Below are 24597 nucleotides of genomic sequence, written 5' to 3'. Positions count from 1 at the left end.
GCAAGCCATTAAGAAACGCGGTCAATGGTCGTAGGAGTGGTTGATGGGGCAGGCAAGCAGTCAGGCGGCAGAAGACGGTCACTCGAAGGCCAAGCCTATCGGGATGCTGGTTGCAGCGGTCGGAGTGGTGTACGGCGATATCGGTACCAGCCCGTTGTACACCCTCAAAGAGGTGTTTTCCGGCGGCTATGGTGTGCAGGTCAACCATGACGGTGTCTTCGGTATTTTGGCGCTGATTCTTTGGTCGCTGATCTGGGTGGTCTCGATCAAGTACGTGCTGTTTATCCTGCGCGCCGACAACGAAGGGGAGGGTGGCATCATGGCCCTGACCGCACTGGCCAGGCGTGCGGCGTCGCCTTATCCGAAGTTGCGTTCGGTGCTGGTGATCCTGGGGTTGATCGGTGCGGCACTGTTTTACGGCGACAGCATGATTACCCCGGCGATCTCGGTGCTATCCGCCGTAGAAGGGCTTGAGCTGGCATTCGACGGCCTGGAGCATTGGGTCGTGCCGTTGGCCTTGATTGTGCTGGTGCTGCTGTTTTTGATTCAGCGCCATGGCACGGCCAGTATCGGCAAGCTGTTCGGGCCGGTCATGGTGGTGTGGTTTGTGGTGCTGGGCGGCCTGGGGATCCACGGTATCGTTCAGCACCCTGAAGTGCTCAATGCGCTGAACCCGCTATGGGGCGTGCGGTTCTTTGTTTCTCACCCGGGCATGGGCGTTGCCATTCTGGGTGCCGTGGTGCTGGCGCTGACCGGCGCCGAGGCACTGTATGCCGATATGGGCCACTTTGGTCGCAAGCCAATAGCCCGGGCCTGGTTCATCCTGGTGTTGCCCGCGCTGGTGCTCAACTACTTTGGCCAGGGCGCCTTGCTGCTGGAAAATCCTGAGGCAGCGCGCAACCCGTTCTATCTGCTGGCGCCGGCCTGGGCGTTGATTCCTTTGGTCGGGCTGGCCACGCTGGCGACGGTGATTGCCTCCCAGGCCGTGATTTCCGGAGCCTTCTCCCTGACCCATCAGGCAATTCAGCTGGGTTATATCCCGCGCATGCATATCCAGCACACCTCAAGCGCCGAACAGGGCCAGATCTACATTGGCGCGGTGAACTGGTCGCTGATGGTCGGGGTGATTTTGCTGGTGCTGGGCTTTGAGTCTTCGGGTGCCCTGGCTTCGGCTTATGGGGTGGCGGTCACAGGGACCATGCTGATTACCAGTATTCTGGTGTCGGCAGTGATGTTGCTGTTGTGGAAGTGGCCACCTGTTCTGGCCGTGCCCGTGTTGATCGGCTTTTTGCTGGTGGACGGTCTGTTCTTTATTGCCAACGTGCCGAAAATCTTCCAGGGCGGGGCGTTTCCGGTGCTGGCGGGCATAGTGCTGTTTGTCCTGATGACCACCTGGCGCCGCGGCAAGCAACTACTGGTGGATCGTCTTGACGAAAGCGCGCTGCCGCTGCCGCTGTTTATCAGTAGCATCCGGGTGCAGCCGCCGCATCGGGTGAAGGGTACGGCGGTGTTTCTGACCGCGCGCCCGGATGCCGTGCCTCATGCGCTGTTGCACAACTTGCTGCACAACCAGGTGCTGCACGAGCAGGTGGTATTACTGACGGTGGTCAACGAAGACTCGCCGCGAGTGCCCGCTTCGCGACGGTTCGAGGTGGACGCCTATGGTGACGGGTTCTTCCGGGTGATCCTGCACTTTGGCTTTATGGATGAACCGGATGTGCCTGAGGCGCTGAAGCTGTGCCATCTTGATGAGCTGGATTTCAGCCCGATGCGCACCACTTACTTCCTTAGCCGTGAGACAGTGATTACCTCCAAACTGGTGGGCATGGCGCGTTGGCGTGAAGCCTTGTTCGCCTTTATGCTCAAGAATGCCAATAGCAACCTGCGCTTCTTCAAGCTGCCGGTTAACCGGGTGATTGAGCTGGGGACGCAGGTCGAGATGTAAACCCGTCCAGGCGCAATAAAAAAGCCCCGGCTCGCGAGAGTCGGGGCTTTTTTGGTTAAGCCGGGGCCTGTAACTGTGGGAGCGGGCTTGCTCGCGATGCAGGCGGCTCGGTGTATCTGGCAGATCGAGTCGTTGCTATCGCGGGCAAGCCCGCTCCCACAAAGGCTGACTTATTGGGCCGTCGCCTGATGTTTCTTGATCAGGTCCACCAGGCGCTGGGCGAGGGCCGGGTAATTCTCGTCGAAGTGATGGCCGCCGGGCAGCTTGAGGCTTTCGCCGACCGCGGTCTTGGCAGTGCAGCCGCTTTCATCGACTTCTTCTGCGCCATAGATGCACACGACTTTACTGGCTGGCAGCTTGGACATTTCTTCGCCGGTATCCGCTTCTGCGCCAGCCTTGCCCAGCCAGCCATCGACATGGATCTCAAAACTGCCGCTGCGGGCAAAGGCCAGCAGCATGATCGAGTCGACACGCTTTTGCTCCGCTTCAGGCAGGCGGTTGTAGGTGGCCGGCAAAACATCTGCACCAAACGAATAGCCCACCAGTACAAAGCGCTGGGTGCCCCATTTTTGCCGGTAGTGCTGCATCAGCTCGGTGAGGTCGGTGGCGCTTTGCTCGGGGGTCTTGTGCTGCCAGTAGTAGCGCAGCATGTCGATGCCCACCACCGGGTAGCCAATCTTGGCCATCTCGCCCGCCACGTCACGGTCCAGATCCCGCCAGCCTCCATCACCGGAGAGGAACAGGGTCACGGTGCTGTTTTGCTGGCCGGCAGGTACTTCGACCACCGGCATGCTCAGCCCGCCGTTTTCATCGCCCACCAGGATTTTGCGCAGCTCGTTGCTCAGGACTTGTGGGTAGTGAATGTCGTAGTCGCTGATGCTGGTCTGCGCATTCGGTTGATCGCGTACAAAAGCCGCGCTCGGGTCATCAGGGTTGTCGTTCCAGGCCACCAGCCAGTTACCGTGGGTGGCAGTTTTCGGAACGGGCAGTGTGCAGCCGGGTTCTTCCAGCTTGAAACCCACCGATACGGCTTGCGCCTTGTCGTTGGTTTGCGCGGCCAGCCAGCGCCAGGCCAGAGTGGCCCCAGGGCCTATGCCGCTGACCAGGGTTGCAGGCCCCTTGAGCTGCTGTAGCGCGGTTTGCAGTGCTTGCTGTTGCAGGGTGCAGTCGTCCTTGGGCAGGATCACTTGCACCAGTTGCGCCTTGCCTGCGCGGCTCAGGGCCATGAGTTGCTTGTCGTTCAGGGCTTCTTCGGCCGGAGTGGCAATCACCACCCGGGCCTGGGCTCTCTGTCCGGGTGTGACCCTGGTCAAGGTCGAGCCATCGCTCTGGCCCAGGTGTTCAATCGTCGGTTCCGGAGCCGGGCGATTCCACCACCAATAGCCGCCTGCTGCCAGGGCGACCAGAACTATCAAGGCAAGCAACAAAAACCGCCAGGAACGATGTTTCATTAACGTTTCACCAATCCAGTCAAGCCGCCTGCAATCAGGGCGGCGGTATCAGCCAGTGCCACCAGCGGATCAAGTCCGGCGGGTACGGCCATATAACGAGGTTCCCAGTCGGGCTGGAATTTGTCTTTAAAGCGACGCAAACCCTGGAAGTTGTACAGGTGCTCGCCGCGCTGGAACAGCATCGAACCCAAACGTTGGGTCAAGGGTGCGCCGCGACGCGGTTGCAGGCCGGACAGAGGTACCATTCCCAGGCTGAAACGGGCGTATCCATGCTTTTTATAATGCTGAATCAGGCCGACCATCATGAATTCCATGGTCAGTTTTGGGGCGTCGGGGTGGGCACGCATCAGGTCGAGGCTCGACAGCTCATGGCTGTGGGTCTCAAGCAGGTTGGCAAAGGCCACCGGCTTGCCTTCAAAGCGAATGATCGCGATGCGAAAGTGCTTGATGTAGTCCTCGCTGAAGCGCCCGAGTGAGAAGCCTTTTTCCCGCACATTCTTGCCGGTGAGCCAGGCGTCGGAAATGACCTTGAGCTCATCCATTGGTGCCTCACCCGGTTCGTGGATTTCCAGTGACAGGCCGTCACGGGTGCCACGGTTCCAGGTGTAGCGCAGGTCCTTCATCTCTTTGCCCTTGGCTTCGAGATCAAAGCGGTGCAAGTCGACCCGGGCTTCTTCACCGAGCTTGATCGCGGTCAGGCCGATGTCCATATAGAACGGCAGGTTCTCGGCGCGTACCTGATAGAACACGGGGCGGGCATGGACGGTGTCGCACAGGTCGCGAAACTGCCAGATCAACTCGGCACGTTGCTGGGGCGGTCCGATCGGGTCGTACAGCGCCACCAGGCTGCGCCCGCGGCGAGCGTACATCAGGAAGGCGTTGTCGTCGGGGTGGAACAGCAAGGCCTTGTCGCCGGTCAGCGCGAGGCCGCCGTCGGGCTGGTCGGAGGCAAGGATGATCTTGCCGGCCTTTTCCAGTTCGGTGGCATCGGGCAGGTGGATCACCGGGCGGGCGGTGCGCAGCAACCAGGTCAGGGATACGACCACCAGCAGTACCGCGGCACCCAGCAGCGAGCGCAGGCCCCGTGGTGCGTCCGAGTCAAGGGTGAACTGCCACCACAGTTGATGGCTATAAGGAACGTCCTGATAGGCGAACAACAGCAACCAGATCGAGGCACCCAGTACGCAGACACTGGCCACCAGATATAGCGGTGAAAAGGGCAGTTCGGTCAGGCGGCTCGGGCGGTAGAAAGAGCGGCGGAACAGGCCCAGCAGGCTGGCGGTGAGAACCAGGATAGTGGCTTCCTCCCAGTCGAAGCCTTTCAGCAGGGACAGCACGGCGCCGACCAGCAACAGGATAGTGGTCAGCATCCAGGCGGCGGACAGGCGGCGGCGCAAGCCTTGGGCCAAAAGCAGGCAGAGCACGCCGATCAGGCTGGCGCCAAAGTGCGAAGCGTCGACCAGGCGATGGGGGATCAGAAAACCGATGTGTTCGAGGCGCGTGTCGATTTCCGGTGTGGCGCCGGAGAACAGCAAAACCACGCCGGACATGAATACCAGCACGGCCAGTACCGGAGCGGCCAGGCCTGACGCAACCCGCAGGCTTTGGCGGGTGTGAATCAGGCGCTGAGCTTCGGTCATCAGCAGCATCAGGCAGGCAATCAGCAGCGGCAGAATCACATAGATCATGCGATACAGCAGCAGGGCTGCCGCCAATGGTGCGGCGCCGAGCTTGTCGGCGAAGGCTGCCAGCAAGATTGCCTCAAACACCCCGACACCGCCGGGGACGTGGCTGAGCACGCCGGCCGCCAGGGCCAGCAGGTAAACCAGCATAAATGCGCCGAAGGGCGGTGCTTCAGGCAGCAGCAGATAGAGCACCGTGGCGGCGGCCGCGACGTCCAGAGCGGTAATGACCAGTTGCAGCAAGGTCAGGCGCGCACTTGGCAGGCGTAATGTGCGGCGCCCGGCCTTGACCAGCAGGTTGTCCGGGATCGGCTGCTCGGGCAGGCGTCGGCGGTAGATTCCTATTGCCAGCAAGGCAAACAGGGCCAGCACCGCAAAAGCGATAGCACCCAATATCCAGGCCGGGATATGCAGGGCGGCGGAGGCTGCGGGCAAATTGCTCAATGTGGCCAGTGCCGCCAGCGGTGGCAGGGCGCAGCCCAGCGACAGGCTGGCAAACAGAGTCATATGGGCGACTTCTGACGCCCCCGCGCCATACCGGGCATAAAGGCGATACCGCACAGAGCCGCCGGACAGCAGCGACAGGCCGATGGCATTGCCAATGGCAAAGGCGGTAAAGCCGCCCAGTGCCAGGGTTTTGGGTGGCAGTTTTACCCCCGCATAGCGGCTGGCTGACCACTCATAACCGAGCAGGATGATAAAGCCCGCGGCAGTCGCAGCCACGGCACCGAAGAGGGCGGGCTTGGGAACTTCGAGGATCGAGTCATGCAGGGCGTACAGGTCAAGTTCGCTTAACAGATGGCGACACGCAATCAGTGCTATTGCAAATAACAGCAGCGTGAGCGCGAGCCCAATGGGCTGGCGATACTTGCTCAGCAAATCCAGCCAGCGCAAACGGGTCGCGGCTATGGGGTGGGCTGCTGTAACGGCTTCTTTGGGTTCTGGCGAGTTATCGGGCATCAATCACCTCGTGGATCGTGCGCGATAGGATGGAGGCATAGGCTCAAGTTACCAATCCTTTTGGTCAAAATATTTCTAAATGTGTTCAGCCGTTTGCCTGAGGTTCAGGATTGGTCTGAGAAAAAAGGGTAATTGTTGGCGGGCAGCATAGATGAACGGACTTTCAGAAATATGACGTTTAATGTCAATAAACGCTTGCCCCTGACTTTTCGAGCGCGCACAAAAAAGGCCACTCTTTCGAGTAGCCTTTTTTGATGTTTGGTTGCGGGAGCCGGATTTGAACCGACGACCTTCGGGTTATGAGCCCGACGAGCTACCAGACTGCTCCATCCCGCGTCTGTGTGGTGGATTCTACAGCGAATCGTTAAGGTGTCAACCCTTAAATCACGTAACCGCTTGAAATACCCGGTTTTAATCCATTCTCTGCATTTGGCAGGAGGAGGGTAAAAACACCCGGGCACAAAAAAGGCCACTCTTTCGAGCAGCCTTTTAATGTTTGGTTGCGGGAGCCGGATTTGAACCGACGACCTTCGGGTTATGAGCCCGACGAGCTACCAGACTGCTCCATCCCGCGTCTGTGGGGCGCACTTTACAGTGATGGGCGGGGGAGTCAACCTTTAATGTATAAATGAGTTAAATAAGATCAAAGCTGGCATTGATTTTGGATATGGGCAGTTCGGTCCGTAGCAGCTGCTACGGGGTGGGTGGCAGCACAAAACACACGCGCACAAAAAAGGCCACTCTTTCGAGTAGCCTTTTTCGATGTTTGGTTGCGGGAGCCGGATTTGAACCGACGACCTTCGGGTTATGAGCCCGACGAGCTACCAGACTGCTCCATCCCGCGTCTGTGGGGTGGATTCTACAGCGATACGCTGGGCTGTCAAACGTTAATTTAGAAAAATTCGTTATGCGTCAATTGCTTAGCTAGAAAATACAGCTATAAAAAGACCTGCAGGCCCTGTTCCGTATGGGGTGTAGCTCTATTGAGGGTAGAGATTCGATTGAAAAAAACAATTCAGCTGCGATTTTTCCCGCGTCTGTCGGGGAGAATCAAGACTACTGGTGCTATATACAGTTCGCGGTGACATACTTGCGCCGAGTATTGCCTACCTCCTTGAAGAACACCGCCTTACATGACGCAGCGCAAAATCATCCACGTCGACTGTGACTGTTTCTATGCCGCTATTGAGATGCGTGATGACCCGAGCCTGGCAAACAAGCCGATGGCTGTCGGGGGCTCGGCTGATCGGCGCGGGGTCATCTCGACCTGTAATTATGAAGCTCGGGCTTATGGCGTGCGCTCGGCAATGGCGTCACGGCATGCGCTCAAGCTGTGCCCGGACCTGGTTATCGTCAATGGCAGGATGGATGCTTATAAAGAAGCGTCCAAAGAGATTCACGGCATCTTGCGCGACTACACCGAGCTGATTGAGCCGCTGTCTCTGGATGAAGCCTATCTGGATGTATCCGACAGCCCGCATTTTGCCGGCAGTGCCACGCGCATAGCTCAGGACATCCGCCGGCGCGTTTCCAATCAGTTGCATATCACGGTGTCGGCCGGGGTGGCCCCCAACAAGTTTCTGGCCAAAATTGCCAGTGACTGGCGCAAGCCCAACGGCTTGTTCGTGATCACCCCTGATCAGGTTGATGATTTCGTGTCTGCCTTGCCGGTCAATAAGCTGCATGGCGTGGGCAAAGTCACGGCGGACAAGCTTGGGCGCCTGGGTATCGAAACCTGCCTGCAACTGCGTGATTGGAACAAACTGGCTCTGGTGCGGGAATTCGGCAGTTTTGGTGAGAGGTTGTGGGGGTTGGCGCAGGGGATTGATGAGCGTCCGGTGCAAAGTGACAGTCGGCGTCAGTCAGTCAGCGTGGAAAACACTTACGATACTGACCTGCCAGATCTGGCCTCTTGCCTGGAGAAACTCCCGGAGTTGCTAGAGACCCTGAACCGGCGTATTGGCCGTATCGACAGCAGTTATCGCCCCGGCAAGCCGTTTGTCAAAGTGAAGTTCCATGACTTTACCCAGACCACGCTGGAGCAGTCCGGTGCCGGGCGCGACCTTGAGAGTTATCAGGGGTTGTTGAGCCAGGCGTTTGCGCGCGGTGCCAGGCCCGTGCGATTGCTCGGGCTGGGCGTGCGTTTGCATGATTTGAACAGTGGTTTTGAGCAGCTGGAGCTGTTCAAGGGGTAGGCTGGTTTGCTGGTTGGGGGAGCGGGCTTGCTCGCGATGCTGGCGTGCGGTCTGTCAAGAAAACCGCAGCCATATCATCGCGAGCAAGCCCGCTCCCACATGTCAGAGTTGCGTCAGCTGACGCCGGGATCCGCTACCAGTCTCCCGGCATTTTTGGTCAAGGATTGAAGGAATTCACGTTGCAACTCAGGATCGTTGCGCGTGAGTTCGATCAGGCTTTGTTCCAGTTCGCTGGCTTCTTCTTCCAGCCCAAGTTCCGACAGGCGTTTGACCCGATGTACCCATTGGTTGACGTCGTCACCCTCCAGGTCGTCGTAGATCAGGTTATGTGCTTCGAGCAGCTTGCCACGCAGGTGACTGCTGATCGACAGGGTCGAATCGGAATGGGTTTCGTCCTGGGCGTCTTCCACCATGATGGTCAGCTTGCCGACGTGATTGAGATCCTGTTCGGCAAAAGGGCTGTCCAGCAGGTTGAGGCGCAGCACGCCATTGCGGTCTGTGGTCAGCTCGTGGGTCTGTTTGCCAGCCTTGATCACCACCGGGCGTTCGGCCCAGGGCAGGCTTGAATATTCCAGGCGCTTGTCACGCTGAACATCATCAATCCCCGCCAGGTTCTGCTCGGCGCGGCCATGGGACTGCACGTTCATCGCCGGGTTTACCCCTGCAAAGCCGTAGTTGATCCAGTCTTTGGTTACGCTGTCAGGCAGTTGCCCGAACATGAACACATTAAGCACATTGGCACCTACCCCGGCGACAATAGCCACCGCGCCCAGCGGAATCTCGTAGACTTCGCGCCAGGGTTGGTATGGGGTGTAGCGGTCGTAATGACGTGTGACATCGAACTCGGTGACCTCGAAGGTCTTCTGTTCATTGATGCGCACACGACGTTGCGGCAGCTCAAGCACAGTTGGCGAGCCGACATCGATCTGCAGGCTGTGGGCGAGCAGTTTGCGCTCGATGCGTTCCTCGTGCTCGCTGCGTTGCGACATGTGATTGGCACAGCCGCTCAGCAGCAGGGCGCCGCACATGGCGGCGCCCCCGAGGGTCAAGGTGTTTCGAGTGAACATGGCGTCTCTATCTGGTTTCAGCGAGCGATACGGGCCTGAAGGAAGGCAAGCACATCAGCAACGGGCAGGGCTTGCGGCTCTGCTTCGGTGCGGCTCTTGTATTCCAGATTGCCTTCAGCCAGGCCACGGTCGCTGACCACGATCCGGTGCGGGATGCCGATCAGTTCCATGTCTGCGAACTTGATGCCGGGGCTGGTTTTCTTGTCGCGATCGTCCAGCAGCACTTCAAAGCCAGCTGCAGTCAGTTCGGCATAGAGCGTGTCGGTAGCTTCACGTACGGCTTCGGTTTCGTAGCGCAGCGGCACCAGGGCAACCTGGAACGGGGCCAGGGCATCGCTCCAGATAATGCCACGCTCGTCGTTGTTCTGCTCGATGGCTGCGGCAACCACGCGGGAAACACCAATGCCGTAGCAGCCCATGGCCAGGGTGACCGGCTTGCCGTTTTCGCCCAGTACCTGGCACTTCATGGCTTCGCTGTACTTGGTGCCCAGCTGGAAGATGTGACCCACTTCGATACCGCGCTTGATTTCCAGCGTGCCTTTGCCGTCCGGGCTAGGGTCGCCGGCCACCACGTTGCGCAGGTCGGCAACGGTCGGTACTGGCAGGTCGCGCTCCCAGTTCACGCCGAAGTAGTGTTTGTCGTCGATATTGGCACCCACACCGAAGTCGCTCATCAGCTCGACCGAGCGATCAATGATGCATGGCAGTGGCAGGTTCAGCGGGCCCAGGGAGCCAGCGCCGGCGCCGATGGCGTCACGCAGTTCGGCATCCGAGGCCATGACCAGCGGGCTGTGCACCAGCGGATGGTTGGCAGCCTTGATTTCGTTGAGTTCGTGATCGCCACGGATCACCAGAGCGATCAGTTTGCCAGCTTCGGCGGCGTGAACGATCAGGGTCTTGACGGTCTTTTCGATTGGCAGGTCATAGCCATCAACCAATTGCGCGATGGTCTTGGCGTCCGGCGTGTCTACCAGGCGCAGCTCCTGGGTGGCGGCAGGACGTGACGTTTCGGCGGGTACGGCTTCGGCTTTTTCGATGTTGGCCGCGTAGTCGGAACCATTGCTGAACACGATATCGTCTTCGCCGGATTCAGCCAGAACGTGGAACTCGTGGGAGCCGGCACCGCCGATGGAGCCGTTGTCGGCTTCAACCGGGCGGAAGTTCAGGCCCAGGCGGGTGAACACGTTGCAGTAGGCCTGGTGCATACGGTCATAGGTGACCTGCAGCGAAGCGGTGTCTGCGTGGAAGGAGTAGGCGTCCTTCATGATGAATTCGCGGCCGCGCATCAAGCCGAAGCGCGGGCGGATTTCGTCACGGAATTTGGTCTGGATCTGGTACAGGTTGATTGGCAGCTGTTTGTAGCTGTTCAACTCGTTGCGGCACAGGTCGGTGATCACTTCTTCGTGGGTCGGGCCCACGCAGAACTCGCGACCGTGGCGGTCTTTAAGGCGCAACAGTTCAGGGCCGTACTCTTCCCAACGGCCGGATTCCTGCCACAACTCAGCTGGCTGGATACTCGGCATCAGCACTTCCAGAGCGCCTGCAGCGTTCATTTCTTCGCGAACAATGGCTTCGGCCTTGCGCATGATCCGCAGGCCCATGGGCAGCCAGGTGTAGAGGCCCGAAGCAAGTTTGCGAATCATGCCTGCGCGCAGCATCAGCTGATGGCTGATAACGACCGCATCTGAAGGCGTTTCTTTCTGTGTGGCGAGCAAATATTGACTGGTGCGCATGGTTAGCCGGTGCCGTTGCTGATGACTAGAAATGACTCGGCATTGTACGGGCGAGATCTGCCTGCGTACAGGGCGGGTGGGGGAGGTGTGCTCCCCCTCGTGTTTATTGGGCCTTTTCCAGGTCGACAACGGGCTTTTGCCGGGCCCGGCGGCTCTCCTGATACCAGTGCAAGGCAATCAGCAGCAGCGTCGGGATGCCCATCACCGCGGTAATGATAAAGAAGTTGTGATACCCGAACTTCTCGACCATGACCCCCGAGTAACCGCCCATCAAGCGCGGTAGCAGCAGCATGATCGAGCTGAGCAGGGCGTACTGGGTGGCGGAGAATTTGAGGTTGGTCAGACTGGACAGGTAGGCTACGAATGCGGAGGTGGCGAGGCCAGAGCTGAAGTTGTCGAGGGAAATGGTGACAATCAGCATCTGCAGGTTCGGGCCCATATCGGCCAGCAACATGAACAGCAGGTTGGTGCCTGCCGATGCTGCACCACCGATCAACAGAATTGGCAAAATGCCGAAACGCACGATCAACAAGCCGCCCATGCCCGCACCGACAAGGGTCATGATCAGGCCGAAAATCTTGCTGACACCTGCAATCTGATCCTTGGTAAAACCCTGGTCGATATAGAACACGTTGGCCATTACGCCCATGACCGTGTCCGACATGCGGTAGGTGGCAATCAACCCCAGCAGTAGCAGGGCTTGCCAGCGATACCGAACGATAAAGTCATTAACCGGGGTCAGAACCGGAGCCAGGCCGCGTCGTCCGATGGATGAAAGGCACAACACGGTGAGCAGGGTGTACAGGATGGCGCGTAGAAACGCCCGGTCTTCCAGTATCAGGTTTAGCGGGCTGACCCCTTCAAACAACACGCCAGCAAAATCGGTGTTGTAGAGCTGGGTGAACATGGCCGGGACAGATACCAGCAGTACGATCAGTACAAAAACTGACGCCAGCTGATGGCCAAAGCTGTAGCGCCCGGCCGACAGCTGGGTGCGCAACGGTACCGGCGGTTCGCGCATAAACAGGGTGGTGAGCAGTGCGGGGACCATCAGCAGGCCGAACAGCACGTAGGTGCCGGTCCAGGCCGAATGTTTGTAGTTGAAGCCCGTCGAACCGAAGCCTTCGGCAAAGAACAGGGCGCCCGCCGTGGCCAGCAGGGCCGCTACGCGATAACCGGACATGTAACTGGCGGCGAGCGCGGCCTGCCGGTTGTCTTCGGCGATTTCCAGGCGATAGGCATCGACGGCAATGTCCTGGGTCGCCGAAGCGAAAGACACTACAACCGCAATGGCAATCAGCCAGGACAGATGTTTTTGCGGGTCACAAAAGCCCATGCCGATCAGGCCCAGGATAACCAGCGACTGTGACAGCACCAGCCATGAGCGACGCCGGCCAAGTTTGCCGAGTAATGGCAGGCGCCATTGGTCCAGCAGCGGCGACCACACCCATTTGAAGGCGTATGCCAGCCCGATCAGGCTGGCATAGCCAATGGTTTCGCGGGCCACACCGGCTTCGCGCAACCAGACGGAAAGGGTTGAAAACACCAGCATGTACGGCAAGCCGGCGGCAAAACCGAGCAGCAACAGCACTAGGGTCGAGGGGCTGGAATACGCAGCTAGCGCTTCGCGCCAGGTTTTACGGGGCATGGACTGGAGTCTGCCTCTGGTTGCGGAAACAAAGGGCGCACTCTAACCGCAGTGCTCTATCTGGCGCCAGCCATGGCGTCGCATATCCACGCGATTATTCATGATGCTCAAGCCTTCTGCCCGCAAACGCGCGCGCTGTTCATCACCAGACGGGCTACCTGCAGGCAGACTGATACGACCACCGGCGGCGAGCACCCGGTGCCACGGCAGGCGTGTATCGTCGGGGAGCTGGCTGAGCGTTCGCCCAACCCAGCGCGCTGCGCGACCCAGACCCGCCGCTTCGGCGAGTTGCCCGTAAGTAACCACATAACCTGCAGGCACCATCATCAAGGTTGAATACAGCGCCGTGCGCCGAATCTCGGCGGGAGTTTGAAGAATGTCTGGCAGTGTATTCAAGGGACACTTCTGGTCAAGATGGGGGTTGTTACAGAACTATAGAATGAACTCCGGCACAATGAGTCGGTCTTTCTTCCTCAAGGGCGTATCCATCCGGATAATGCCGGCATTCTTCCGTTTTTCTGAGTTTCGCATCCGCTTATGTTGTCCAGAACCCTGTTATGCCTTGTTGTCATGTGCCTTGCTGCGCCCGTGTTTGCCGATACGGTGTGGTTGAAAAACGGCGACCGCCTGAGCGGCAAGATCAAAGTCTTTGATGGCGGCAAATTACTGATTCAGACCGAGTATGCGGGGGCCGTGCCCATTGACTGGAAGCAGGTCAAGACCCTGGAAAGTGATCAGGAATTGCTGGTCAAGCAGGATGCCTGGACCGGTGAAAAGGCCAAGTCATTGCAGGCGGCCGAAGACGGCAGCGTAACCCTGGTCAACGGTGAAGCACCGAAAACCGTAGCTCTGGCCAGTATCCAGCAACTCATCAAGCCCAAACCGCTGGTCGAAGACATGGTCTGGAAAGGCAATGTTGATGTGGCGATGGACTACAAACGGGCGGACAAGGATACCGACGACTACGATCTCGATTTCAAGACCACTGCCCGCCACGGCGCCTGGCGTCATCACGCAGAGGGTGAGTACAACCGCGAGTTTCAGAACGATGTGGTAACCACGGATAACTGGACTGCCGAGTACGCGCTGGATTACTTCATCAGCGACAAGTGGTACTGGCAAGGTCGTTTGACCTATAACCGTGACCGGGTGGAAGACATTTCCCGTCAGCGAACAGTCGGTACCGGCCCCGGCTACCAGTTCTGGGATGACGAATTGGGCGCATTCTCGCTGGGCTCACTGCTCAATCGCACTGATTACGAATACTCTGACGGTAAGAAAGACAACTTCTACTCGCTGGCCATGAAGTGGGATTACAACCGTTACCTGATGGGCAAAACAGTCTCGTTTTTTACCAATGGTGAATTGGGCAAGTCGCTGGAAGGGGAGTCGGACTACAGTCTCGATTCCGAAATCGGCTTGCGTTACAAGGTCACGGAATGGGCATCGCTGAATCTAAAGGCCGAGAAAGACCTGATTGGCAGCTCGAGTGGCTCTGATAACGCCCTCAACAAGACCCGCTATACCGTAGGGTTTGGCGTGGTCTGGTAGTAAAACCGTACGGCATGACTTGAGAGGGCGGGCTTGGATTTTGTGGGGAATCAGAAAACACCCATTTGAATTCCAAGGATGTTGAAATTCACCAATGCCTGCCTCATTAGAGGCAGGGCTCTCCCTCAAAAACTAAGGTTCTGACCTGATATCTAGATGCAACCATCGACTTAAGGTATCAGTTGTAGGTCAGGGTAAATGTTGCCGTGCTGTTTGCCACGCCACCACTTACGCTTGCGCCGGTCTGATAATACCGGGCCGTCAGTGGGATCGAGTAGTTGCCTTCGTTCGTGACGGTCCCTACGGTAATATTAGTCGCCAGCTTTACAGGCGTACTGTTGTGAAGTAATTGTAAACCTATGCCCTTGGCCATGGTCCCGGAAGGTGTGGAGTTCAGCGCCAATACACCCTCAACGGCAGACGCATGGGGGCTGCCGTCCAGTTTGACCTGTACACGAGTGTTTGCATCGCAATTTAGCTCTATGGCGAATGGTATTTCGGCGGCGACGCTACCGGGCCCAGTAAAAGTGCTCATCGGTATTCCATCGCCCATCGGAACGTTGATGGAAGCACTGGTGACAGAGCAGGCAACGGGAACAATAGTATTAACGCCCACTAATGTGATGTTGGCGGTATAGAAGTTTCCAACAATGGAAGCTCTGGCAATTCTTCCGGTGGTAAGGTTTCCTGCTCCTACGGCACCCGCCTTTGTTTTGATAAGTCTTACGCGCATTCCGCGGGGGATGAAAACATAATTGTTGGCGCCTAGGGGTTCGTCATACGGTACGATGTAAGTGTTTGATTCATTATTTGTGCTTATCCCGATCCCGTCAATATTGGTGTTGTATATTCGGTTTGTCATGGGGCTCAAAACAGTAAATATTTCATTTGTCCAGCGGTATGTCCAACTCGTATTGCACCCGAAAAAGGGATAGGCGTTATGATATGGGCCGGTGCTTGTTGTCGCCAATACGGTGCCAACGGGACTGTCCCGCTGAACAATTACCGAACCAAAATTGATATCTTTTCTTACTTCTGAGGTGGCCCCGTTATAGAAAGAACAGCTGGCGATGGCGATGTTCGAAAAGGCAATAAAGAATAATCCGAAAATAGCCTGACCTCTATGCTTTACAATAAAGGCACTGATTTTATATTTGGAAAGAATCATGGTTTTCCGCCTATTGACAGATGCTTGAAAGGGAGCTGATGGCGGGGATGGCGTTTTGCTCTACAAGCAGTTCAGGCAAGGTGAAGTGTGACGTGCATTGCTGGCCAGATTTATCCCCCCATTTTACATGCAGTGCTCCAGACTGCGGCACACCGCTGAGGTATACCTCGCCCTCCAGGCCGACAACGCCCTCATTGTTTGTATGAATTGAGTTCTCCAGCAGTGTCGCGGTAGCGCCAAAAGGTACGGGCTTGCCGCCGTGACTCAAAGAAATCAATACACGCTTGCCAACACGAGTCTTAAAGTCTGCCAATACAAGCGCACCTTTGGTAGGAGTCACCGTTTTGGTATTGATCTCAATATCAACGTCGTCAGTGAATGTTGCTGTGTCAAGCGCTACCCGGTTTTTTCGGTATGTACTGAGATAGGGCACGACAGCATAACCACGCGAGTCGGTTTTTACACCGGTAGTATTTTTTACTTTGGCACCCGCTGCGTCAGGTGCCCGAACCAAGGCCATGGTTTCACCATGTTGTTGTGAAAACGTGACACCATAAGGGTGGGCTACAATACCGCCTTGCAAGTTGTAATTGACTTGCTGCGATTGGGTGTCGTAGTTATAACCAATCCTGGCTTCTCCATAGGTGCCTTTGTAGTTTGCGTTGGCATTACCGCTACTGCCGACACCTTGGTTTGCGTATCGCTGTTGAATACTGTAGCTCAGGTTGTTGTCTGCCAGTGTGGTGCCGCTCAGGCCTACATCATGAGCGCTGCTGCCTTGCTTGCTGGCGTTGAAGTTGTAACTGGCCCAACTGTTAGGGAGTGTCTTGCCCAAAGGGAACTGAACTTTGAAGGAAAGTTGCTGGTCTTTGTTGTTGCGTCCAGTATCAAGCGGTGTCTGGGTGAAAGTATACGCCAAGCCGTAGTTGATGCTGCGGTAACTGAGGTCATAACCTGCCGTCAGGCTGCGCTCATATTTGTTTTGACGCCAGAAGCTTTGCTGGTATCCATTAAGATAGAAGTTTCCTTTGTCTCCAAAAGATTGGTTGATGCTGAGCTGCGTCTTGCTGCGTTTAGTACTGGTTCCGCGCCAATTATTGAAGTTGTCGGGGTCAATTTCGTTGGCTTCCTGAAAGTCGTAGTAGCCGCTGGTGGAGTAGCGATATCCAGCCAACGTAAAGGTAGTGTCAGTGGTGTTAATGGTTTTTGAATAGAGGAAGCGGTAAGACTGCCCTTGATGGCTGGACCCGTTGCGTAGTTTGGCGTGTGCCTGTGTAGCATCCACAGATACCGCCCCCCAACCTTCCAGCGTATGGCCAATACCAACAGTCGTTGCATTATATTTTCCAGATGCCAGTAAGCCACCATAGAGGGTGTAGTCATAGGGCAGTCCGTAAATCAGCGTGCTTTGCATAAAACTTGGTTTGCTGGCTGCGCTGGCGTTGGAACGATATTGTCCTGCAGTCACTGAATACTTCAGGCGCCCTTCACGTAGCATTACAGGTACCGCAGAAAATGATTGAGTTGAAAGGCGTACGGTGCCATCACTTTCGGTGATTGCAATTTCCAAGTCACCACTGGAGGACGTGGGATACAAATCAGTGATTGTGAACGCACCCGCCGAGACATAGGTTTGATAAATAATGTAGCCATTTTGTCGCACGGTGACCTGGGCATTACTCTGGGCAATGCCTCGAACAACGGGTGCAAACCCTTTCAGACTGTCAGGGTACATGTTGTCGTCCGAATTTAATTGAATACCGCGGTATAGCACACTGTTGAAAACGTCACTGGGTGTTGAGCTGTCACCCAACGTCAGTTGCCCCTTTAGTGACTGAATATCCTTTTGCGCATAAGTGTCGAGGCTCTGCCAGTTGTTATTTCCGTTACGTGAATTATACGTAGAATAATTACGCAGCCTCCACGCGCCCAAGTTCAGGCCACTGCGTAAATTTAAATAATAGCTGTCGTTTGTCTTTGAGCGATTGTTGCTATTATTATTGAGCGTGTTGGAGCCGCTGAAACTATAGTTCAACAGTGCAGCTGAAAGGCCTTGATCCCATAGCTGAGGATCCACGTAGCCATGAGCCTGGCTTGTGAGTGCGGCTTGGGGGATGCTGATATCCAGCCGCTGCAGTTTGAAATCGAACCGGCTGCTGGCATAGGGGATGTAGTCTGACAATGTACTGATTGCGCTTGTTGAGGGCAGTTGCTGCAATGCCGGGAAAGCTTCCAGCTTGACTCCCATCTCCTGGAGTTGAGGTGAGGTCAGTTCGGGTTGAAGTGTTCCAGCGATACTCACAAAGTTTACGTCTCGATGGGCTACCCGATTATCATTTAGATATATATCGACACTGTATAGACCTGGTAGTTGCCCGCCCTGGTTGGCGAAGTACTCTAGGTCGATGGGCTTTTGTCCAGGATCACCCATTTCCAGAGCGTGGGGGTTGAAGTATTCCTGCGCAAATGCTGAAGAGGGCTGGAAGGCGAGTTCTAATGTTGCGGGTATGCTGATCAATAAAGTCAGGTGAGTGCAGTGCAAGAGTGGCGCACGCTGGCGCACCTGGAATTTAAGGGCCTGGTAGAAAGGGGCTTTTTGCATGCGAACGACCTCGATACGACTGCAGTGAAACTCAGTCGCTATCGCTTGGCTGTGTGAAGTTTAGGGTGGCCTGGACAATAAAGTATGCAAAGTACCTGGCTACTGCAGTGCGGCACTTGCGGTGGGGGAAACTCCGCCGTAATCGTTGATGGCTTGCCAGCTGACAGGTCCGGTCGCGTCGGGAGGGATCTCCCAGCTGAGCGTTTTTTGTGGGGCAACCATACCGGCATTTTGTATTTCTTTATCTCCCACGCGGACGTGAAAAAAAGAAACATGATACGGCGTTGGATTGTTAACTTTTAGCTGCCTGCCCTGGCGAGTAAAGGTCAATGCCTTGTAAGCTTCGGTCGCATCACCAGGGAGACCAGTAGGACGATAAAAAACCTTGATTCGACTTTTGACCGAAATTTGTAACTGGTTGGAATCGCTTTTCTCCGAGGCTGATATTGTTTTTACATTCACCCAGAATGCCGACTCTTTATCGGCGGGCAACTGCCCTCCCGTATGAATGATGCGCAGGGTGTTTTCCTGGTCTGCGTCAAGGCGAAAGAGGGGCGGCGTTATGATAAAGGGGGCTTTATTGCTGTCGTGCAGGTTTTCTACCCAGGACTGAATCAGATAAGGCTCTGATGTTCCAGTATTGCTTACCGAGAAGGAAGAGTCTTTTCTTGCGGTGTCATAAATAACTCGAGTGCCTCCTATTACCACTCCCGCCGAAGCAGTATGAGTCAGGCTGGCGAGAGTTAGAGTAATACAGATGGACGTGAGCCATTGCATTGTGTGGTTTTCCTCAGGGTGCCTACCCCTTGCAAGGGGTAGGCACAGGTTGTCAGTACGCATTGAAATTACTCAATGCACGATGAATGGGGGCTAGTTGTAGTTGATAGTGAAGTCTGTGCTGCCGTTAGCCGGACCTGAAGTGACCGCCTTGGTAGCCATGTACTTGGCATAAAAAGTAAAGGTAGTGTCACTGGTGGTGGACAGCGTGCTGCTGCTGGAGCTTGTGCCGATCGGAATTTGTGTTGAGGCATCTTTTTCATACAGTGCGATGCCTACACCGGTCGCGACACCTGGCTCAGTCGTAAGTTTCAGGATGCTTGAGTTGTCACTGTCTGTGGGGCCGTCGAACTTTACGGTGGCCGTGCTGACGGTAGAAGGGCAACTGGTCAATACGATATCGAATTTAGTGGGTGACGAAGTAACACCGGCGGTGCTCAAGCTGCTCGTGGTGACAGAATTAAGTGGGACTGTCTGAGTGCCAGTCGCTGGCGTCACTGTGCATGCCGCGCTGAGAATAGTACCCGTAAAGTTGATTGTTCCGTCCGCAGCATTAGCGATGCTTGCAATAGAGGAACCTGTCAGCAGTGTAAGAGCGATGATTTTAATTCGCATGCAGTTATTTCTCATGTCGTTTGGTTAAGTGTGTGGATAGTGCAATATATGAGGTGTTCCTGTTTTGCTGTTAAATTCTGTTTCTCTTGTTGGGTGGAGGTTATGTCGCCTTGAATTCCTGGTTGACATCACAGTTTCTCTTTTAAGAGATACTGTGCGGTAGCTGCTTGGGTGTGTATGTTCGTTGTTTGGCTTTTAAATGCTATATAGGTATTTGCTATTGTTCTTGTAAGAGTTTTCTGAGAGGTTGCTGTGGCTAGACTATATAGCCGCTCACAGCAAGTCCCCGGCATAAATGCCTGATATAACGGTCATGCCTGCGATGCCAGAGAAAAATAAGACCAATACCTGCATCCGCTACTGTATCAATCAGGTTTGCTCGAATATTCCCGGGATCAAGCCGCAGTAAAATTCCGCCTCAATCCAACAAGTGCGGGCTCGGGTATTGCGGGGCTATGAACTTCGCCTGGAGAGCGGTGGTGATAGGTGGGCAGCGCTAGTCACCCCCACCTTGAACATCGATTTAGCAAGCGTTGGGATTATCGGAGCAACGTTCAGGTCGAGCGAGAGCGTCGAGTGAAAGACCCGGTAGGCAAGGTGTTTGTTATCCGATTTTGATGTGTCGAAAGCCTGTGAATTGGCTTTCTTGGCGGTTTACCGCTTAGTCCGGCATCTGACAGCTTTGCGCTGACGCACTCCGAACGAGGAGAACGGTGAGGCCTGGATTGGGCGTCCAGGCCGTTTCATGATTGAACCCAAGCCTATCTTTGCGGGAGGTGATGCCTAGATCCGCAAGCCGCCATCCAGTTCCAGAATGCGCCCGGTGTAGTAGTCGTTTTCAAAAATGTACGCTGCCGAATGAGCGATTTCTTCAACCTTGCCCATACGCTTGAGCGGAATGCCCGAGGTCATTTTTTCGAGGGCTTCGGGTTTCATGCCCAGGGTCATTTCGGTTTCGATAAAGCCCGGTGCAATCCCGGCTACTCGAATGCCGTAACGCGACAGTTCCCTGGCCCAGGTCACGGTGGCAGCAGCAACCCCGGCCTTGGCCGCCGAGTAGTTGGTCTGGCCGACATTGCCGGCACGGGAGATCGACGAGATATTGATGATCGCGCCCTCGCTGTTGAGCTCGATCATTTTCGCCGCTACCTCACGGGTGCACAGGAAAACTCCGGTCAGGTTGACATCAATTACCGCTTGCCATTGCGCCAGGCTCATCTTGGTCATAACGCCATCCTTGACCTTGAGCAGCAGGCCGTCACGCAAAATGCCGGCGTTGTTGACCAGGCCGTTGATCGCACCAAAATCTTCTGCAATTTGACCAACGGTTTGCGTAACCTGTTCTTCGTCAGCGACGTTGCACAGGTAGGCTCGGGCCTCGACGCCGTGCGCCTGGCAGGCTGCCACCGCCAGTTCGAGTTTTTCCGGGTTGAGGTCGACCAGTGCCAGTTTGGCGCCCTTGGCTGCCAGGTACTCGGCCATGGCGCGACCCAGCCCCTGGCAGCCGCCAGTGATAATGATTACTTTGTCTTTAAGTTGCATGAGTGCCCTGATCTCGACCGTTATCTACGGATTTTTATTAAGGAGTCATAAGTTGAGCGTTGAAGCTGCCAAGCATGCCCGAGAATTACTGCTCAAGGAATACCGTGGCGCCCTGGCTACCCAGTCCAAGGCCATGCCGGGATTTCCCTTCGGCTCCGTGGTGCCTTATTGCCTGGATGAGCTGGGGAGGCCACTGATCCTGATCAGCCACATCGCCCAGCACACCCACAACCTGCGCAAGGATCCCAAGTGTTCCCTGATGGTGGGGGAGCGGGGCGCTGAAGAGGTGCAGGCTGTTGGCCGTCTTACCGTGCTGGCTGAGGCCGTGCAATTGAGCGATCCCGCAGCCATTGAAGCCGCAGCCGAGCGTTACTACCGCTACTTTCCCGAGGCGAAGGGCTATGACACTGCCCATGATTTCGATTTCTGGGTGCTCAACCCGGTTCGTCATCGCTACATAGGCGGTTTTGGTGCCATCCACTGGCTGGACCAGGTCACGCTGGCAAACCCTTTCGCCGGGCAGGTCGAGGTGCGGATGGTCGAGCATATGAACAGCGATCACGCCAATGCCATTGAACACTACGTCAAACTGACCGGCCTGCCGCAAACAGCGCCAGCTATGCTGGTGGGCATCGACAGCGAAGGCATGCACCTGCGCATCGGCGAAGGCGTGCACTGGTTGGCTTTTCCGGAGCCTTGCAACACTTCGACACAGGTGCGCGAAGCCTTGGTTTTGCTGGCCCGTGCCAGTGAGTGGCCGAAAAAACAGACGGTCTGACCTTGAATTTGCACAGGCGCGCCGTCATCTAGTCTTGGTTGGAAGATATTCTTCCGGAGAGGAATCATTTGATGCGCGCTTTTCTATTGCTCTTTCTGTTGTTTCCAGTGCTAGAGCTGTACGTCTTTTTCAAGGTCAGCACCGCCATAGGGTTTTTCCCCGCGTTGCTGCTGATCATTGCCGGCTCCATGCTGGGTGTTCTGGTCGTTCGCGTCGCAGGCTTGGCCACGGCGCTCAAAGCGCGCGAAAGCCTGAATCGCGGCGAGCTGCCTGCTCAGCAAATGCTTGAAGGCCTGATGCTGGCGCTGGGTGGTGGACTGTTGGTTCTGCCTGGTTTTATCAGCGATGCGGCCGGTCTGTTGTTGCTGTTCCCGCCAGTTCGCCGGTTTCTGGTCAACCGCCTGCGCAAGCGTGCTGAAGAACAGGCCATCCGCCAGCGTGCGTTTGCCGAAGACTTCGAAGCCGCACGACCACGTGCCCATCAGCCTTTGGGGCGTGAGCCCAATGTGATCGAAGGCGAGTTCGAGCATCGCGATAAATAAGGCTTTGGCGTTATCAACACGGCACCTTGGGTGCCGTGTCTGTTTCAAGTGGCACGCCAGGTTAAAAATTTCCTGGGCGTGCCCTTGTAATAAGTGGATGCGCCCTTATGTAACGGACACCGCAGGGTTTTACTGGCAACAGCAAAACCCCAACCGCGAATCGCACCCGGCATTTCCGGACTTGTAAACCCAGCCGGTATTGACACCGGCCGATGAACACCTCAATTAGGAGAGATCGACAATGAAGCTTCGTCCTCTGCATGACCGCGTCGTAATCCGTCGCAGCGAAGAAGAAAAGAAAACCGCTGGTGGTATCGTTCTGCCGGGTTCTGCTGCTGAAAAAGCTAACAGCGGTGAAGTGATCGCCGTTGGTACGGGTCGCGTTCTGGACAACGGTGAAGTGCGTGCACTGGCCGTTAAAGTGGGTGACAAGGTTGTGTTCGGCCCTTACTCCGGCAGCAACACTGTAAAAGTCGACGGCGAAGACCTGTTGGTTATGGCTGAGAACGAGATTCTCGCTGTAATTGAAGGCTGATTTCCCGCTCCTTTTCCCGTTACTACAAAGTATTTAAGGAAGAACGAACATGGCTGCTAAAGAAGTTAAATTCGGCGACTCCGCCCGCAAAAAAATGTTGGCTGGTGTAAACGTCCTGGCTGACGCAGTAAAAGCGACCCTGGGCCCTAAAGGCCGTAACGTGATCATCGAGAAGAGCTTCGGCGCTCCGACCATCACCAAGGACGGCGTGTCCGTTGCAAAAGAAATCGAGCTGAAAGACCGCTTCGAAAACATGGGCGCGCAGCTGGTTAAAGACGTTGCCTCCCGTGCCAACGATGACGCTGGTGACGGTACTACCACTGCAACCGTTCTGGCTCAGTCGATCGTCAACGAAGGCCTGAAAGCCGTCGCTGCCGGCATGAACCCGATGGACCTGAAGCGCGGTATCGACAAAGCGACCATCGCTATCGTCAAAGAACTGCGTCAACTGGCCAAGCCATGCGCTGACGGCAAGGCAATTGCCCAGGTTGGTACCATTTCTGCCAACTCCGACAGCTCCATCGGCGAAATCATTGCCGAAGCCATGGAAAAAGTCGGTAAAGAAGGCGTGATCACCGTTGAAGAAGGCTCGGGCCTGGAAAACGAACTGTCTGTTGTTGAAGGCATGCAGTTCGACCGTGGCTACCTGTCCCCTTACTTCGTGAACAAGCCAGACACCATGGTGGCTGAGCTGGACGGCCCGCTGATCCTGTTGGTTGACAAAAAGATCTCCAACATCCGCGAAATGCTGCCAGTTCTGGAAGCCGTTGCAAAAGCCGGCCGTCCACTGCTGATCGTGGCTGAAGACGTTGAAGGCGAAGCCCTGGCGACTCTGGTTGTGAACAACATGCGCGGTATCGTTAAAGTCGCTGCTGTCAAAGCACCAGGCTTCGGTGACCGTCGTAAAGCAATGCTGCAGGACATCGCTGTTCTGACTGGCGGTACCGTAATCTCCGAAGAGATCGGCCTGAGCCTGGAAAGCACTACTCTGGAGCACCTGGGTAACGCCAAGCGCGTGATCCTGTCCAAAGAAAACACCACCATCATCGATGGTGCTGGCAACGATGCGGACATCCAGGCACGTGTTACCCAGATCCGTGCTCAAGTGGCTGATACCACTTCGGACTACGACCGTGAAAAACTGCAAGAGCGTCTGGCCAAGCTGTCTGGCGGCGTTGCAGTGATCAAGGTTGGCGCTGGTTCCGAAGTAGAAATGAAAGAGAAGAAAGCCCGCGTTGAAGACGCCCTGCACGCTACCCGTGCAGCCGTTGAAGAAGGCGTGGTACCTGGCGGTGGCGTGGCACTGGTTCGCGCTCTGCAAGCCATCAGCGAACTGAAAGGCGACAACGCTGATCAGAACGTGGGTATTGCTCTGCTGCGTCGTGCTGTTGAAGCACCTCTGCGCCAGATCGTTGCAAACTCCGGTGATGAGCCAAGCGTAGTTGTCGACAAAGTGAAGCAGGGTTCGGGTAACTACGGTTACAACGCAGCCACTGGTGAATACGGCGACATGATCGAAATGGGTATCCTTGACCCGGCTAAAGTGACTCGTTCGGCTCTGCAGGCGGCTTCGTCGATTGCCAGCCTGATGATCACCACTGAGGCGATGATCGCTGAGATCCAGGAAGACAAACCAGCTGGCGGCATGCCAGACATGGGCGGCATGGGTGGTATGGGCGGCATGATGTAAGCCAGCCTTACCCCGCTACGCAAAAGCCCCGCCTGAGTAATCAGGCGGGGCTTTTTTGTAGGTCTGTTAAAAGCCCCTCACCCTAGCCCTCTCCCAGAGGGAGAGGGGCTTGACCG

The 24597-nt window shown here is 56.1% G+C and carries 18 protein-coding genes and 3 tRNA genes; 7 read left to right on the top strand and 14 right to left on the bottom strand.

All coding sequences use genetic code 11. The annotated features are described in order from the left end of the window. Positions 1 to 43: 43 nt before the first annotated feature. A complete protein-coding gene (locus ACP7BE_RS09540; RefSeq protein ID WP_095003028.1) occupies positions 44 to 1945 on the top strand; it encodes a potassium transporter Kup in 1902 nt (633 codons plus the stop codon). A 170-nt stretch (positions 1946 to 2115) separates the two neighbouring features. On the opposite strand, the gene ACP7BE_RS09535 is transcribed toward ACP7BE_RS09540, so the two are convergent. The 5 genes from ACP7BE_RS09535 to ACP7BE_RS09515 form a co-directional block, all read right to left on the bottom strand. Continuing rightward, a complete protein-coding gene (locus ACP7BE_RS09535) occupies positions 2116 to 3396 on the bottom strand; it encodes a virulence factor family protein (protein ID WP_095019817.1) in 1281 nt (426 codons plus the stop codon). Further along, positions 3396 to 6038, bottom strand: a complete 2643-nt coding sequence (gene mprF, locus ACP7BE_RS09530) for a bifunctional lysylphosphatidylglycerol flippase/synthetase MprF (RefSeq protein WP_095019818.1) — start codon at positions 6036 to 6038, stop codon at positions 3396 to 3398. The genes ACP7BE_RS09535 and mprF overlap by 1 nt, the downstream gene beginning before the upstream one ends. 259 nt (positions 6039 to 6297) lie before the next feature. Continuing rightward, positions 6298 to 6374, bottom strand: a tRNA-Met gene (locus ACP7BE_RS09525). A gap of 161 nt (positions 6375 to 6535) precedes the next feature. Beyond that, positions 6536 to 6612 (bottom strand) — tRNA-Met (locus tag ACP7BE_RS09520). 193 nt (positions 6613 to 6805) lie between these two features. After that, positions 6806 to 6882: transfer RNA gene (locus tag ACP7BE_RS09515), tRNA-Met, on the bottom strand. A gap of 289 nt (positions 6883 to 7171) precedes the next feature. Here ACP7BE_RS09515 and dinB point away from each other — a divergent pair. Next, positions 7172 to 8233, top strand: coding sequence for a DNA polymerase IV (gene dinB, locus ACP7BE_RS09510; protein ID WP_337859293.1), 1062 nt, complete (start codon positions 7172 to 7174; stop codon positions 8231 to 8233). 113 nt (positions 8234 to 8346) lie between these two features. On the opposite strand, the gene ACP7BE_RS09505 is transcribed toward dinB, so the two are convergent. The 4 genes from ACP7BE_RS09505 to ACP7BE_RS09490 form a co-directional block, all read right to left on the bottom strand. Continuing rightward, positions 8347 to 9300, bottom strand: a complete 954-nt coding sequence (locus ACP7BE_RS09505) for a hypothetical protein (protein ID WP_095003346.1) — start codon at positions 9298 to 9300, stop codon at positions 8347 to 8349. 17 nt (positions 9301 to 9317) lie between these two features. After that, a complete protein-coding gene (locus ACP7BE_RS09500; RefSeq protein ID WP_095003347.1) occupies positions 9318 to 11033 on the bottom strand; it encodes a proline--tRNA ligase in 1716 nt (571 codons plus the stop codon). Between the two features lie 103 nt (positions 11034 to 11136). Then, positions 11137 to 12681 carry an AmpG family muropeptide MFS transporter gene (locus ACP7BE_RS09495; protein ID WP_095003348.1) on the bottom strand — a complete coding sequence of 515 codons (1545 nt, stop codon included), beginning with the start codon at positions 12679 to 12681 and terminating at the stop codon, positions 11137 to 11139. Between the two features lie 42 nt (positions 12682 to 12723). Then, positions 12724 to 13077: an MGMT family protein gene (locus ACP7BE_RS09490; protein WP_095003349.1), complete on the bottom strand. Its 354-nt coding sequence runs from the start codon at positions 13075 to 13077 to the stop codon at positions 12724 to 12726. 141 nt (positions 13078 to 13218) lie between these two features. Here ACP7BE_RS09490 and ACP7BE_RS09485 point away from each other — a divergent pair, with 141 nt between their 5' ends. Next, complete coding sequence (locus ACP7BE_RS09485; protein WP_095003350.1) at positions 13219 to 14232, top strand: DUF481 domain-containing protein; 1014 nt, start codon at positions 13219 to 13221, stop codon at positions 14230 to 14232. Positions 14233 to 14410: 178 nt separating this feature from the next. Here the strand turns inward: ACP7BE_RS09485 and ACP7BE_RS09480 are convergent, their stop codons facing one another. The 5 genes from ACP7BE_RS09480 to ACP7BE_RS09460 form a co-directional block, all read right to left on the bottom strand. Then, on the bottom strand, positions 14411 to 15400 hold the full coding sequence (locus tag ACP7BE_RS09480; RefSeq protein WP_150628639.1) for a fimbrial protein: 990 nt from the start codon (positions 15398 to 15400) through the stop codon (positions 14411 to 14413). A gap of 10 nt (positions 15401 to 15410) precedes the next feature. Then, on the bottom strand, positions 15411 to 18002 hold the full coding sequence (locus ACP7BE_RS09475; RefSeq protein ID WP_426105645.1) for a fimbria/pilus outer membrane usher protein: 2592 nt from the start codon (positions 18000 to 18002) through the stop codon (positions 15411 to 15413). A gap of 99 nt (positions 18003 to 18101) precedes the next feature. Beyond that, the gene (locus tag ACP7BE_RS09470; protein WP_095003365.1) at positions 18102 to 18779 is read right to left on the bottom strand and encodes a fimbrial biogenesis chaperone; all 678 of its coding nucleotides are present in this window, start codon (positions 18777 to 18779) and stop codon (positions 18102 to 18104) included. A gap of 93 nt (positions 18780 to 18872) precedes the next feature. Beyond that, entirely contained in the window at positions 18873 to 19394 is a 522-nt protein-coding gene (locus ACP7BE_RS09465) for a fimbrial protein (RefSeq protein WP_426105642.1), read from the bottom strand. 783 nt (positions 19395 to 20177) lie between these two features. Continuing rightward, positions 20178 to 20936: an SDR family oxidoreductase gene (locus ACP7BE_RS09460; RefSeq protein ID WP_095019396.1), complete on the bottom strand. Its 759-nt coding sequence runs from the start codon at positions 20934 to 20936 to the stop codon at positions 20178 to 20180. Positions 20937 to 20988: 52 nt separating this feature from the next. On the opposite strand from ACP7BE_RS09460, the gene ACP7BE_RS09455 reads away from it, so the two are divergent. The 4 genes from ACP7BE_RS09455 (at position 20989) to groL (ending at position 24481) form a co-directional block, all read left to right on the top strand. Then, positions 20989 to 21714: a HugZ family protein gene (locus ACP7BE_RS09455; protein WP_426105640.1), complete on the top strand. Its 726-nt coding sequence runs from the start codon at positions 20989 to 20991 to the stop codon at positions 21712 to 21714. Positions 21715 to 21785: 71 nt separating this feature from the next. Beyond that, a complete protein-coding gene (locus ACP7BE_RS09450; RefSeq protein WP_095003356.1) occupies positions 21786 to 22256 on the top strand; it encodes an FxsA family protein in 471 nt (156 codons plus the stop codon). Positions 22257 to 22497: 241 nt separating this feature from the next. Continuing rightward, the gene (locus ACP7BE_RS09445; RefSeq protein WP_016779794.1) at positions 22498 to 22791 is read left to right on the top strand and encodes a co-chaperone GroES; all 294 of its coding nucleotides are present in this window, start codon (positions 22498 to 22500) and stop codon (positions 22789 to 22791) included. A 49-nt stretch (positions 22792 to 22840) separates the two neighbouring features. After that, a complete protein-coding gene (gene groL / locus ACP7BE_RS09440; RefSeq protein ID WP_016779795.1) occupies positions 22841 to 24481 on the top strand; it encodes a chaperonin GroEL in 1641 nt (546 codons plus the stop codon). Positions 24482 to 24597 lie beyond the last annotated feature (116 nt).

Source organism: Pseudomonas sp. TWR1-1-3, from assembly GCF_049896805.1.
GTDB classification, from domain to species: domain Bacteria; phylum Pseudomonadota; class Gammaproteobacteria; order Pseudomonadales; family Pseudomonadaceae; genus Aquipseudomonas; species Aquipseudomonas bubulae.
Note: the sequence above shows the minus strand (reverse complement) of the source record. Positions and strands in the feature narration are given on the sequence as shown.